13 protein-coding genes and 2 pseudogenes are annotated in these 13391 nt (G+C 51.6%); 5 read left to right on the forward strand and 10 right to left on the reverse strand.

What is annotated here, in order from left to right:
- Positions 1–476 precede the first annotated feature (476 nt).
- Positions 477–983, forward strand: coding sequence for a hypothetical protein (locus ACZ51B_RS00825; protein ID WP_464295337.1), 507 nt, complete (start codon positions 477–479; stop codon positions 981–983).
- An 80-nt stretch (positions 984–1063) separates the two neighbouring features.
- Here ACZ51B_RS00825 and ACZ51B_RS00830 read toward each other — a convergent pair whose 3' ends face one another.
- Positions 1064–2965: a glycoside hydrolase family 97 protein gene (locus ACZ51B_RS00830; protein ID WP_464295338.1), complete on the reverse strand. Its 1902-nt coding sequence runs from the start codon at positions 2963–2965 to the stop codon at positions 1064–1066.
- Between the two features lie 16 nt (positions 2966–2981).
- Positions 2982–4751: an alpha-L-fucosidase gene (locus tag ACZ51B_RS00835; RefSeq protein WP_464295339.1), complete on the reverse strand. Its 1770-nt coding sequence runs from the start codon at positions 4749–4751 to the stop codon at positions 2982–2984.
- Positions 4752–5272: 521 nt separating this feature from the next.
- On the opposite strand from ACZ51B_RS00835, the gene ACZ51B_RS00840 reads away from it, so the two are divergent.
- Positions 5273–6469, forward strand: a complete 1197-nt coding sequence (locus ACZ51B_RS00840) for a tyrosine-type recombinase/integrase (RefSeq protein ID WP_464295340.1) — start codon at positions 5273–5275, stop codon at positions 6467–6469.
- Here the strand turns inward: ACZ51B_RS00840 and ACZ51B_RS00845 are convergent.
- Entirely contained in the window at positions 6466–6705 is a 240-nt protein-coding gene (locus tag ACZ51B_RS00845; protein ID WP_464295341.1) for a helix-turn-helix domain-containing protein, read from the reverse strand. The two genes, ACZ51B_RS00840 and ACZ51B_RS00845, sit on opposite strands and share 4 nt — an antisense overlap.
- A complete protein-coding gene (locus tag ACZ51B_RS00850; protein ID WP_464297206.1) occupies positions 6702–7694 on the reverse strand; it encodes a replication initiation factor domain-containing protein in 993 nt (330 codons plus the stop codon). Before ACZ51B_RS00850 ends, ACZ51B_RS00845 begins: the two co-directional genes overlap by 4 nt.
- 410 nt (positions 7695–8104) lie before the next feature.
- Here ACZ51B_RS00850 and ACZ51B_RS00855 point away from each other — a divergent pair, with 410 nt between their 5' ends.
- From ACZ51B_RS00855 to ACZ51B_RS00865, 3 genes are read left to right on the forward strand one after another with little or no spacing between them, the layout of a single operon-like run.
- The gene (locus ACZ51B_RS00855; RefSeq protein ID WP_464295342.1) at positions 8105–8359 is read left to right on the forward strand and encodes a type I restriction-modification system subunit M N-terminal domain-containing protein; all 255 of its coding nucleotides are present in this window, start codon (positions 8105–8107) and stop codon (positions 8357–8359) included.
- Positions 8360–8416: 57 nt separating this feature from the next.
- Complete coding sequence (locus tag ACZ51B_RS00860) at positions 8417–8797, forward strand: transposase (RefSeq protein ID WP_464295343.1); 381 nt, start codon at positions 8417–8419, stop codon at positions 8795–8797.
- Between the two features lie 38 nt (positions 8798–8835).
- Positions 8836–9495 carry an integrase core domain-containing protein gene (locus tag ACZ51B_RS00865; protein WP_464295344.1) on the forward strand — a complete coding sequence of 220 codons (660 nt, stop codon included), beginning with the start codon at positions 8836–8838 and terminating at the stop codon, positions 9493–9495.
- Between the two features lie 561 nt (positions 9496–10056).
- Here the strand turns inward: ACZ51B_RS00865 and ACZ51B_RS00870 are convergent.
- From ACZ51B_RS00870 to ACZ51B_RS00895, 6 genes and pseudogenes are all read right to left on the reverse strand, one after another.
- Entirely contained in the window at positions 10057–10947 is an 891-nt protein-coding gene (locus ACZ51B_RS00870; protein WP_464295345.1) for an RHS repeat domain-containing protein, read from the reverse strand.
- Positions 10948–11027: 80 nt separating this feature from the next.
- Positions 11028–11237, reverse strand: a complete 210-nt coding sequence (locus ACZ51B_RS00875; protein WP_464295346.1) for a hypothetical protein — start codon at positions 11235–11237, stop codon at positions 11028–11030.
- Positions 11238–11642: 405 nt separating this feature from the next.
- Positions 11643–12221, reverse strand: coding sequence for a hypothetical protein (locus tag ACZ51B_RS00880; protein ID WP_464297211.1), 579 nt, complete (start codon positions 12219–12221; stop codon positions 11643–11645).
- A gap of 9 nt (positions 12222–12230) precedes the next feature.
- A pseudogene (locus tag ACZ51B_RS00885) lies at positions 12231–12593 on the reverse strand (RHS repeat-associated core domain-containing protein); the annotation flags it as partial.
- Positions 12594–13085 (reverse strand): hypothetical protein, encoded by a 492-nt coding sequence (locus tag ACZ51B_RS00890; RefSeq protein ID WP_464295347.1) that lies wholly within the window; start codon positions 13083–13085, stop codon positions 12594–12596.
- Between the two features lie 65 nt (positions 13086–13150).
- Positions 13151–13363, reverse strand: a pseudogene (locus tag ACZ51B_RS00895) (integrase core domain-containing protein); the annotation flags it as partial.
- Between the last annotated feature and the right edge of the window lie 28 nt (positions 13364–13391).

Here is a 13391-nt window from a genome sequence, read left to right on the forward strand (position 1 = left end):
CAAGCCCCGACCCCCAAATCCCCCCAAAACCCAGGTTCAAACCAAGCCCTTAGCCCTACTCCCAACAACCTGTCCCGTATCATCACCCGCAAGCCCTAAAAAAGGCAAAGATCATTGAAAACAGATATTTCCACAGATCAAATCAAAAATAAATCTGTGAATTAAAAATTACAGGGTAAAAACTAACAGAAGTGTTCAGCTCTACGTGGTTCCCCCTTGCTTGCATTGCAACGGCAATCGGTGTCTGGATAGCCGTATTCTCACGACCAGTCCAGAACAACCTAATGCGCCTTGGCAAAATTCCATCTGGAATGACTTGGCTAGCATGTGCAGGATTCGTGCTAGCATCCTTGGCTGCACTAAGCATGCAAATGCACCTTAGCTGGATCATTGTGCTGTGCTGGTCACTGCTAAGTTGTGGATTTTCTGGACTCGCAATTGTGAAGTCACTTGCACCCTCAGGGAGCAAGTGAAGAATGCTGCTGGCCGTTATTTGCATTGCGATCAGTTCTGAAACGATCACTGAGTCACTTGCAGATAATGTTCTGCGAAGATTCGCACTTGGGGATACGAGAACGGTCAGCAACAAAATGGGGTTGATCGTGTGCCATCGAACGACTGGCAACTGGAGCTCAGGGACGATCCAAAGTAAGGAACTGACACGCACGATCTTGCAAGGCAAAGCCACCCAGCCGAAATGGACGGAATACAAACTTAGCTGGACAAAGAGTGAGATTACGAAGCCCCAGATCCTTCGCCTAGTCAAACAGATTGACCGAGTCGATCACATAGACCTCACCAAACCTCCAGCAGCATCAGGCCGTCAACAGAAGCTGATGATCGACTCCGAAGATTCATGGCACGAACGCCTACTCAACAATGCACTTGAGATCAAAATAGCTTCGAACGCAAAGCTGTACATCTACTTCATCCGCGAGTCTGGGGTCTGGCGCATATATCGTGTCGAAGAGTGCATCCACTAAGCTGCGAGTCATTCCAAACCACAGCAGCGATTTCGTATGCTTGGCTACACAAGCATACGAAGTCGCATGATCCTAACCTGCTATGAGCCGTTATTGACTGGAGGTTTTTTCGCGTCTTCAGTGACGATGAAGCGACCAACAAAGCCTCCATTAGCGGCCATGGGGATCTCTAGGATTTCGTTTTGATGGACTGTTTTCGAGTTGGTTTTTACATCACTCGGTCGCATTCCATCCGCGAAGGACTCTAGGCGATAGCTTCCTTTGCCGAGGAAGGACAACGGCACGCGGAGGGTTAGTGGCGTTGTGTCGTTCATCGCAGCAAGCCACCAGTTGTTACCCTTTCGGCGTGCGATCACGAGGTTGCTGGCGAAGTCAGCGGCGATGACTCGAGTGTCATCCCAGACAGTTGGCAGGCCTCTCAGGAACTCGAGCCCTGGCTGTCCTCGATAGTTCTCTGGGGCATCGCAGAGGCACAGCAGAGGCGAGGTCATGAGCACCGTCAGAGACAACTGACGGCACCGACTACCCATGGTTGTGGATGGAATAGAGCCAGTGCGGAACTCAGAAGGTTCCACGTTGAGGAAAGCCCCAGGTGTTACATCTGCCGGACCGAGCAGGCCGCGTGTGAAGGGGAGGGTGATCATGTGGTGTGGGGTAAACCGCTCACCGGGAAGTTTGTTATACTCCGCACCCAGAACACCTTCTTGAGTGATGTAGTTGGGGTACGTACGGGCAAGGCCCGTGGGCTTGTAGGCTCCATGGAAGTCGACCATTAGGTGGTGCCTCGCAGCGGCGGCAAGAGTCTCCTCATACCATCGAACGGTCTCCTGATTGTCGCTGTCCATGAAGTCGATCTTGACGCCAACAATGCCCCACCCATGATAGATCTTGAACAGCTTGTCAGCTCCCATCCGCTTGACGTCCTTGCTGTGGATCCACAAGAATAGCCCGACACCCTTCGACTTCGCATAGCGGATCAGTTCGGGGATGTCGACGCTCGGAACGTGCTGAGATGCCGTTGCAGGATCCGGGCTGTTCATGTCGTACCAGAACCAGTCCACAAGCTGGTAGGGCCATCCCATCTCCGCTGCAAGGTCGATGTAGCGCTTATCGGCAGCCGTATCGCCCCGAGCATCTAAACCACGGAACTGTGGCTGAGAAGGATTCTGGCCGGTCCACCAGGGGTCCCATGCGGTTATGCCTGGCTTGATCCAACTGGTATCCGTGATGCGCGAGGGTTCGGAAAGGTTCTTGATCAGGTTAGTCGACACAAGATCGGCAGCCGTGCGACCGATCATCAGAACCCGCCAGGGTGACTTCCGGGAGCCAGTGCCAGTCGTTGCGGAAGCAAGCGAAGCGCGAAGTCCCGTCTGGCTGGATCGTCTGAGGAACATGCCGGACCAGTCGAGGAGATCCGCTTCGGCGATCGCTACAAACGCAGCTGGAGTCTTAACCACGACCGGTAAGCAAGCGTCCTTATCTGGAAGGCGACTGAGCTGAGTTTGAGGGTAATTGACTTCGGCGCTCGTAGCAAACTGGCCACCCCAGGCAGGGGCATCGGTGGGAAACCGAAACTCGGTTTGGTCGCTTGTTATCGAGAACCCGCCCGTAGGGAGCTGGTAACGAATCGCGACACCATCGTCGTACGCTCGAACGATAACAGACAGCTGCCGACCGGAGTCGGCGAGTGAAATCTGAACCTCGTTCCAGCGGTCCTTCACTCGCCGACTGGTTCCAAACGGGTCTTCCCATTCTCCCCGGTAACTTTTACGTGCCGTGGACAAGACTTCTGCATTCCGTCCGAATTCGGAACCGTCCTCGAAGCCTAAGCCGAGATGCGATGGAGCCAGAACCAGCTGTCCATCTACTTTAACTTGGTAAGTAAGCGCCCCTGGGGCAAGCTCCACCGTGATCCTCTTGTCGGGGGAGGAAACGGACACAGGAGCGATGGCGATTAATGAGGCAAGGATTGAATAGAACATAAGGCTTTGGTGCTGGCTACTTGATCTTGAAAGTGACTGCCGTTTTGAGGTTCAGCCCTTCTGGAATCGTAATCGTGAGGTCCTGATCGTTCTGCTTCCACTTCAGAGGCTTCCGATATCCTAGAAGCGAAACCGACTTGATCGGAGTCTTCCAGAGGTGCTTTGATGCACCGAGCGACTTGATGGAGACCTCGGTTCCGCCGGCGGGAACCGCCATGCAGATCGCATAGAGGCCTCCGTTCTTACCAACGACAAAGCGAAAGTCTTCAGGGCTGAATGGCGTACGTGCCTGTGCCTCGCCGAGCTTCCCACCGGGGATCATTCGCAGTCCATTTGAGTCTGTGTACCCTTCACCCGGGATTACCCATGCCTTGCTACCGTAGATTGCCTCCCCGTTGATCTTCATCCAATCCCCGACTCCTTGAAGCATGTTCAGACTGCCTTGATCAAGCGAGCCGTCCGGCTGTAAGGAGACGCAAATAGCCGCACAGCCATCACGTGACACAGCCTCGACGAGGTAGCGAATCATGATAGAAGAGTCGTAGTAGAAGCCCGGCTCATAGAACCAATCACCGACAGGAGCCTCGGCGATCCAAGGTTGGTCGGTCTTGATTTGACGTGGTATCCCAAACTCCTCGGTGTTGACCGTACCGTTCGTAGGTGGGCGGAACTTGACGATACTAAACGTATCGATCTTCCCCCGCTTCTTAAGATTCTGGTTGTAGAAGTGCGCAATCACGCGCTGCATTGCATCGGACTTGTATCCGGTTCCTGTGTAATCCCCGCTAAACGGCTGAGGTCCTGTTCCGTCTGTGTAGATGAAGTCGGGGTCGTATTTGTCGACCGCATCCGTCATTCGCTGTGCCCAATTGGTCACATACCAATGGCAGTAGTCGAGGTGATTCGAGAAGATGCCCGCAGGAGGCGGGCTCCAAGGTGAGTGGGCAGCAGCATCTACACCCTTGTATTCCCGAAGGTCAACACCATAGAGCATGCGAGGGTCCATTCCTTCCCACCACTTCCCTTTTCCGTCTGCCAGAGTGAGGTTGCCGTCGTAGGGCTTGTCCTTGTATGGCCCCTCTTTGTCGGCACCAAAAGCCGTTTGCCACCACCACCAGGTGTATTCGTGGTGGAAAGTGAATCCATAGCGAATCCCCTGCTTCTTTGCCGCTTTAGACCATTCGCCGAGGAGGTCTCGTTTTGGACCCAGACGAGTGGAGTTCCAGGGCTGGAAAGTTGAATTCCATAGATCGAAATTGTCGTGGTGCACGGCCTGAATCACCAAGAAACGCGCGCCTGCATCCTTGTAGATTTTGGTGAGTTTGGCAGGATCTAGCTTGTCTGGGTTCCAGGCACGAAGGACGTCCTTATAACCCGTCTCGGAAGGATGTCCGAACTTGGCGAGGTGCTTGTTGTACGCCGTTGTGCCTGGTTCGTACATCTTGCGGGCATACCAGTCACCACTTTCACCGGAGGCTTGAGGCCCAAAGTGAACCCAGATACCAAACTTGGCCTCACGCAACCACTTCGGGGTGCCTGGGTAGTTCTTTTCGATTGAGACCCAAGTTGGGCTGATGGGCCCTGGGGCGATTGGGAAGGACAGCTTATCTTCAGGAAAGGTAGCTGAATTACCCATGGACACTGAGTTCATCGGCTTCACCTGCGGCAGAGTTGGGATGGGAATTTGACGGAGCATTCCGGCCAGGATGATGGTAGTAGTTAACGACATACGCTTTGAATGAGAATAGGAAGGGACGACTCCGTCAGTGACAAGAAGTAGGTCCATGCTCCCCTCCTGACCTCTTTCACGATGCGCTGAGTCGTCATATAATGACGATATGATAAGGTTATCACACGCATGATAGCACGGGGAGTGGTGGGAGTTGTTCGACCCAAATCGTTGTGGTGCTGACGCAATTTGTTGTTTGAGTCGGCTCTTGGCGTGAGTACCAGGACTGCGCTTACGCTTGTCCTTCGCTGGGACGGAGCGCCCCATTCGGGGCATTAGCGGTTACGTTGGAGTTAACTTTGCGGAAATTTGGTAGGTTGTCCACCCTCACCCTGCCCTGCTCCCGCACGGATGCAGGAGAGGGTTCTGACGTCCCTGGTGGGTAGCCGGACTCTCCTATCCCATCCTTTCCTCTCGGGGGAGACGGTATAGCTACCTATCTGCTTACAATGACGCCATGTTTTGAACCTGGAGTGGTCAAAGTATGGTTGGTAGTCTGTTTTCTTAGGGAGAAAGTCCCCGTTTTGTCACCGTTCCAAACTCGCAAAGGCTGAAAAACCGTCTGGTTCAATTCAGATATGAGAAAAACAGCCGAAAGACCTAGAGCCGTGAAGGGCGAAGGGTCAGTTAAGAAGATCGAGAGCGGTAGGCATAAAGGCAAGTGGCGAGTACGGATTGTTTGCCGAGATAAGTGGAATCTACCTCACGAACTGGATAGGCTTGTATCCACTGAAGCCGAAGGCAAGAAGGCCCTACGAGAGTTTAAAGACGAAGTGGACAGAGCCAAGAAGAAGCAGTCCCAAGGCTACACGCTCTCAGAGTGGGCGGAATGGCTCAGAAATAACGAATGGGCCGAGAAGAACCAAGGCAAGACCATTAATGGGCGTGCGAGCCGTTTTAAGCGGTTCATTGGGCCCATCCTTGGCAATATGCCCCTAGAGGATATCAACCCGCTTACAGCCAAAGAATTCTTTGTGGAGCTGCGTTCTCGGCACCAGCTCACCCCAAGCCAGCTCCACACCATCCGCAAGGACCTCTCAGGCTATATGCTCAACGCCATACGGTACGGAACCTACACGAACGGCGGTAACCCGTTTGTGGTTGTTACGCTGCCTAAAGTGCAAGAACGACCAGGCGTAGCCCTATCACCGGTTGAAGCCCGTATGGCGGTTATGCGGCTTGCCGTACTAGCGAGACAAGGGCGTCTAGATCCTTCTTGGCCTATGTTCTTTGCAATCGCTTTAGGAGCCGGTTTGCGCCGCGGTGAACTGTTCGCCCTCTCCGAAGAGCAGTTCGACCTAGATAACGGCCTGCTGCTCATTGACCGCGCGGTCGTGGTTGACGACCAGGGAGGACACACCATCGGTCAGCCCAAGTGCAACAAGCACAGAACCGCCGTTCTATGCCCTAGCCTGTGCAAGTGGATTAAAGAGTACATGGAGCTAACCAGAGAGGTGAGGAACGTTCAGAGGCGTTCTACGCTGCTATTTCCAAGTAGCAAAGGCGGGTTCATGGATGTTAGCGACCACCGTAAAGAGTTCCAAAAGATTAAGCCATGGATGAACTTGCCCGAAGAGATGACTATCAGAGATTGCAGACTTTCACATAACAACTGGATAGAGAAGCTCATGCCGATGGTCTCAGACAGCACGAGGAAGGAGCACATGGGCCACGCACTGCAAGGGGTCAACCAGCGCCACTATACGAGGACTTTAACCGAAGCGCGGCGAATCCTAGCCAGCGAACTAGAACGGATCGTTACGGGCCAGCTTTAGGCCCGGCCCCTTAGATGTTCCATGCGGTCTAAGAAGTCTTCAAGCTGTTTTGAGGTGACCAGGACCGCTTTACCGACCTTGATATGGGAGAGTTGCCCCGAGCCGATAAGGTCCCATAGGGTGGTCTTGCCAAGCCCTAGTACATGTACTAGCTCTTCGACTCGAAAGGCGAGTTTCGGGAGGATCACGGTTTCATTTTCTACCGTCACGGCTGGAGTCTTAGGCCCGCGTCTCATCCTGTCACCTGAAGAGTTGGAAGTGCTCCTAGCCCCTGAAGCATCATTCGATGACGAGCGGTCATACGCGGTTTGCCTTGTTTGATGATGTCAACGAACCAATCAATACTTCCGCCTTCGAAAGAGTCGAGTGTGCTAATGATGGGAGCCGCCTGTTTTATGAGCCAGGCGTGCGCTTTGATGAGGCACTTATGAGCCTCACGCTCGATTCTTAAGACATGCTTGCTCGCGTTGACGAAGGCTTCCCACCATGGCGCGTTACGCTGCCTGGATCTATCCGACGTTTGGTGTGTTTCATCTTTGAAAGCGAGCACCGAGAGGATGACCCCGAAAGCCGCGTCCCAGCCCTCGTTGACTAGCATTCGGGCCATGGCGTCCGCCCGATCTCCTTTGAACTCGAACTCGAAGCGTAGCCAGCTGCGCCCCTCGCCCTGCTCCATGCCTTTGTCATAGATGCGAACATAGGTCTCGCTCTTACGACTTCCCAGTGTCAGCGATTCATAGGTGTTGCCTCGAATGGTCTTCTGTCGGTATTCATGGCTTTGCGAGCGTCTCACCGCGACACCGGTTCTAACCTGGTCTAGTACTAGTTGGAACGGGATCGTTCCGGCGACGTCATCACCCGCGAGGTCGACACGGGTGAACCTTGCGCCTTCATCTAGCCAGGAACTTAACCAGCTTCGCCAGTCAGTGAAGCCTTCCAGGGATTCGACCAAGCGACAGGCCCCGCCCGACATCTGGACATGGACGCCCATACCGATCTCGTTACCGTCCCACATCACGCGGATATCGCCGCTATCCGCCTTTGCACTTCGTTTGTACCGGTTCAGCGCGTAGCCTAGTTCTGTGAAGTTCAGGCCCAGCTTCTCGAAGGCTTTGACTGGATCGTCCCAGTTAGGCAAGGTGAAGCTGAGATAGTCGAGTTTGCGCTCTGCTGGTTCGGGCAGAGGGACGACGTTTTGGGTTGCTGTAAGTCCTAGAATCCTGATACCTCCTTAGCCCACTCGCTCGGTGGAGTGGCAAAGAGACACGGCCTCGCCGGGTCTAGGAACTCGGGTATTCCGGTATTAGGGCAAAACGTTTTGCCGTCTTCGAGATGCCAGTTTCTACGCTGAGCAACCTACTTGGCGGTTATCTAGGAGATGACGTTTGGATCGACCCCGGTCCTGATATGTACGACGCGGATCTGGTGAGATTCGTTTCATTGAAGAATCAATATTTTTCTTATTTTCATTATTTTTATCTTCTTTTTGTCTCATTACATTTTCTACCCCCGTTATACAAACCGGGGGTCTATCAATAAGATCGGCACAGCAGCTATTGAACCTGCAAATAAGCCCCACACATCTGATCCACCATTCCTTCCATGGAGCGTGGTTCCACTGGTAGACTCCCCGAAATGCGTACCCACGAAGAATCAGTCAAGCTCATTTGGGACATCGCCGAGCTTCTTCGCGGACCATATCGACCACCTCAATACGAACGTGTCATGTTGCCGATGGTGGTGCTACGGCGCTTCGACTGTGTTCTAGAAGCAAACAAGCAGGAAGTGCTTGCTGAATACGAAAGGCTTGTAGCTGCTGGACGAGATCAGAGCACTATAGAAAGGCTGCTCGAAAAGAAAACTGGCTACCGCTTCCATTTGACCAGTTAGCTTTAGATTATCCACCCCTAGAATAGAGGTTTCTGGCTCCAGAATAGGAGAAGGAACATGGCAAAAGGAAAACGATATACCGAAGAACAGATCATCAAAGTTCTAGCAGAGATTGAGGCGGGTGCAACCATTGCTTCAGTCGGTCGGACTCATGGCATCGGCGTGCAGACTCTGTATGCTTGGCGTGAGCGCTACGCTGGCATGACCAAGAGCGAACTGACGGCTATGCGCGCTTTGCAAGATGAGAACCGAGGGCTCAGGCATTTGGTAAGCGAGCTCAGTCTAGACAACGCTGCCTTAAAGGAGCTTCAGAAGGGAAAATGTGAGCTCCGAGGGCAGGCGGCGTGCTGTGGGTTTCTTGCTCATTCGGGGCTTTACAAGGACGTGTTCTTGTCGTGTGGTCCAGCTATCTCGCCCTGCAAGCAGGCATCTGCCTAAAGAGCGAAGTCCTGGTCTAAAACAGTAGGTATTGGAACTTGCCAAAGCCAACCCTCGACGGCTTTAGAAGGGTACATGCTCTTTTGCCTGGTGTGAACCTCAAGGCAGTCCACCGAATCTGGAAGCAGGAAGGTTTGAGCCTGAAATACCGCAAGCGCAGAAAGCTAGTCGTTCCCAAAGTGGAAGGTCCGGTGCTGACAGGTCCCAACCAGGCTTGGTGCCTTGACTTTTGTCATGAACGACTTGAGAACGGTCGTAGCACCCGCATCTTAGGTGTTCTTGACTGCTTTGCCAGAGAGTGCCTCTTGCTCAAAGCAGCTTCCAGCTTTCCAGCGTTTGCTGTAGAGAAGGAAGTGGAGTGGCTCTGTTTAGTCCACGGAAAACCACAGGCAATCATCAGTGACAACGGTCCTGAGTTTAGGGCGATGACGCTTCCAGGTGGTGTCTCAAACCGATTCATCCAGCCAGGCAAACCTTGGCAAAATGGCTACATCGAAAGCTTCTTTGGGAAGCTTCGCGACGAACTCTTGTCCTGTGAACTCTTTATGCGTGGCTCTGAACTCCAGGCTGCACTTGATGAGTTCCAGGATCACTACAACAACCGAAGACCGCATCTTGGACTGGGTGGATTAACACCATCGGATTTCAAGCTTGCGCTGCAAACAAAACAAGAGGAGGCTCAGAAACTATATTCTTAGATTGGAAAGAAAATGGGGACCGGTCACGAGTAATAGCGCTTGTAATGCTAGGTTGGTAGATAATCGACACAGGATGCATGCCTGGTAATCTTCAGCCTCGACGCAAGTTAGCAGGGTTGCTAGGGCCGCTACACCAAGACATATGCCGCAACCAATGCATGCAGGATTCGTTCCCATTGGATCAATCGAGATCGTCACTCGGCCGTTTACGTACGGGTTGTGCCATTTACTTGTACTTCGAGAGGTACCTGCTTCGATCAGCATCTCTATCTGTTCGTAGGATCTCACGTATGATCCCGTCGTTCTCGACTATTACGACATCTTGTGGATTCCCAATAGTGCTTTTATAAACCCAAACCACTTCTCTATTGTGTGATAGTATTTCAGCAGGTTCTCCCAGAACTTTCTTACACCCAGCGGCGGGCATTCCACACGAACAGGCATCGAGGAAATTAACCGTTTCCACTATTCGTTTATTAGAAATCACCCAATAGCTAGCAGACATAGACAACAACAGAGAAAACAATATAAGTACTTTAGTTAAAATGCTCATCGAAATATTTAGAATGCTGTTGCTCCATAAAGGGCCTTTGCACACTTATCAAAACACTCTTGACCGGACCATGCTTCCATTCCAAAACCGCGACCGATTTCGTTAGCTTCAATATCTTCTGGATCATCTTCTCCGCGTTGTTCCCACATGCAAGCAGCATGTCCAATAGGCCCGGCACAGACTAGTGAAATGCAATTTGCATAACAGTGTGCTAATTTATCAAACCCTTGAAATCCACCGCAAGCATCCTCTACCGTGCTGTCTCCACGTAAGAAGTGCGCAAACGCCATTACCTTTGCCAAGCCATCTGTACATCCTGGAGCATTCGGGAAGCCTGCAGGACCTGGTCCGCATGGCCCACATGCGATATGGGTTCCACAATGCCTATTAGCGGAATCACAACTCATCTGAGGGCTATGATTTTGTTTTTTATGCAAGTACTCATATGTGCATTTGAAACATGAAGTACGGGGGCGCTTATTCTTACAGGACTTCATTGGATCTGTCGCCCCAAAGCCAGCAGAATGCCCATAGGGATCTACTGAGCCAGTTGGATTACGGTTAACGTACCCATACGCTCTCTCCTCAGGCCATAGTGGATCGGCAGTAGTCCATGCGCCACTCTTTGCTGAGTAGTGTCTGGCTCTTACGTAGCTTTCGATGTATTTTGCGTTTGTCACGCGGTAGCCGAAGCTTCCTACCCACGTGAAGAGGCTCTGCACCCAGTAGCTTGCACCTAGGGGAGAGCCGTAGGGGGTGTAGCGCAGGTTGGGATCGTTGGAGCTTGTCTTTACCACGGATCCTAATGCGTCGGTGAGGATTGCTTGAGTAAAGCCTTGGTAGGCTTGAGACTCAATCTGTCCGTTCACTGTATGGTGGGAGATTACGCGTTGTGCCATTTATGGAGTCACTATGACCGGTGCCGGGTACTGCGGCGTGAGAGTGACGATGCCAAGTTCCCTATTCAATTTAAGATGAATCAATTCTTAGAAAACCCATCAAGAAATCGACTGCCTTCAGGTGTCTCGTAATCGAACACGCGTTGGATCTGGCCATGCACATCGAAGACTACCGCTGTTGAGTCCTGCTTGCAGCCATAACCCTCTGGCTCGTATAGCCATGCTTCTTTACGTGACGGACCATCACCACTATATTCCACATACGATGGCTGACCAAACAGGCGACTCACTTGCGCTTTAGAAGTCAGCTTACGAAGAACTTTACTCCTTTGTTCACATCTTGCAATCTTAACATATACTACGATCACGGCAACAGAAAAGACACATAAACACAAAATGAGTGGTGATTGTTTCTTCATAATTATACCTCCCAAACGCTATCACAAGATGCAAACAGAAGCGTTGTCATCACTATCTCCTCAGTACTGCTAACCTATTCTATTTTATTAGACAATGATACGGAGCAATCTTAGAGTTTTAATGAAAGCTTGGTTCGCTGTCACGCGGGAGGAATAGCCAAGGCCATACGTTCTTAATTGACAGAAACAACCAACAACAGTGTCATTTTTGCAAATAATACACATCACTAAAATCTTAACTATCTTTGAACAGTGTGAGTATAGAAGAAGCTCAACCTAATACATGAGAGTTCCTTGGGTTGCTTTTGCACACTCAGTTAAGCACTCTTGAGGGCCGTCCACTCTAATACCAATATCAATACCGAAATGCTCTGCTTCTATATCGTCTTCATCTGGATCCTTCAATCCTCCAGGGCTACTACAATGCCAAATTGTTGCACCAAAAAACGGGATGCATAGGGCTATCATACATCCCTTAAAGCAATGTGCAAGCTTGTCACCCACCCCAAATCCCCCACAACTCTTGGCACAATTCATATGACCTTTACCTGCCGAGGAGCTGCCTCTTAAGAATTCTCCGAAGTCATGAATAGTGCCATCTAAACAATCTGGTGCCGCTGGTTCAGGGCACGGACCACAACTTCCACAAGAAATATGACTGCCACAAATTAAGTTTGCATTTTTGCATGCCTGGAGTGGTCCCTCACGTTCACCTTTTTGCAAAGACTCATAAGCACAATAGAAGCATTGCATACGACTCCTATTTTTGCGTTTGCAATCGGTCGGCTTGGGAAGAATTGGATTTTTATGGTGTTTCACTTGTCCAGCAAAGGCCATCCAAGTGACTTTCTGCATTCCAGTAATGTCCAACCAAGTAGCCGGGTTCTGGTTCGCGTAACCGTACGCTCTCTCCGCCGGCCATAGTGGATCGGCAGTAGTCCATGCGCCACTCTTTGCTGAGTAGTGTCTGGCTCTTACGTAGCTTTCGATGTACTTGGCGTTTGTCACTCGGTAGCCGAAGCTCCCTACCCAGGTGAAGAGGCTCTGGACCCAGGTGCTTCCACCTAGGGGTGAGCCGTAGGGGGTGTAGCGTAGGTTGGGATCGTTGGAGCTTGTTTTTACCACGGATCCTAATGCGTCGGTGAGGATTGCTTGAGTAAAGCCTTGGTAGGCTTGAGACTCAATCTGTCCGTTCACTGTATGGTGGGAGATTACGCGTTGTGCCATTTATGGAGTCACCGTTACTGTTGCTGAGTAGAAAGGTGAGATCGCAGCAATGCCTACCTCATCCATATAGTACGTTAAGTTTACGGTACCTGCGCTGCCAGGAATCACCGTGAGGGCAAAAGTTCTGGAAGCGTTGGGAACCACCACTTCTTCGGGGTTTAGGTTGAAGCCGCTGTAGCTCCAACCTGCAGCTATGATGTTTGCAAGGAATCCTCGCTCGGTTGTCCACGCGATTCGACCATTGTTTTGATAGGTGAAGGTGCAAACATAACTATGCCCCACCTGCATGGTCGCTGGAACAGAAGCCGAAACCAACACTGCGCTCGAATCGTAGCGTGTTTGGAGGTAGTCGCTGCCATCCCAAACAATGGTTGAGATGCCATTGTAAACCTGCTCGGTGCGCTTCATGCCGTCACCGTCGTACAGATACGTGGCTACCAATCCGTCGGGGCGAACATATGTCTTCAGCCGGTTTTCCTTGTCGTACGACATGGTGTAACGGGCACTGGGCTCTTGGATCACCGTCTGGTTTCAATTTGAGTCGTAGGTGTAGCTTGTTAAAAGGCCGCTGTAGATGGCGGTCGAAAGAGACATTTCTTGAATGCCGCTACAGTGATTCCCCTCAAAGCCAGGTGTGGTCTTTTGTTGTCGTAATCTTCTTGAGGGTAAGTAAGAACTCCCTGAAGCTCGGTGCCAATTTCGAAGACTGCAAGGAATAGCCGCTCATCTCTAAGCTCTCCATGTGGTCGTTCTGCTACCGGCTGCAAGGTTGGGTAGTGGCTTCCTGTAAGTACATCG

The sequence above is a fragment of the Fimbriimonas sp. LA-C6 genome (assembly GCF_055398105.1).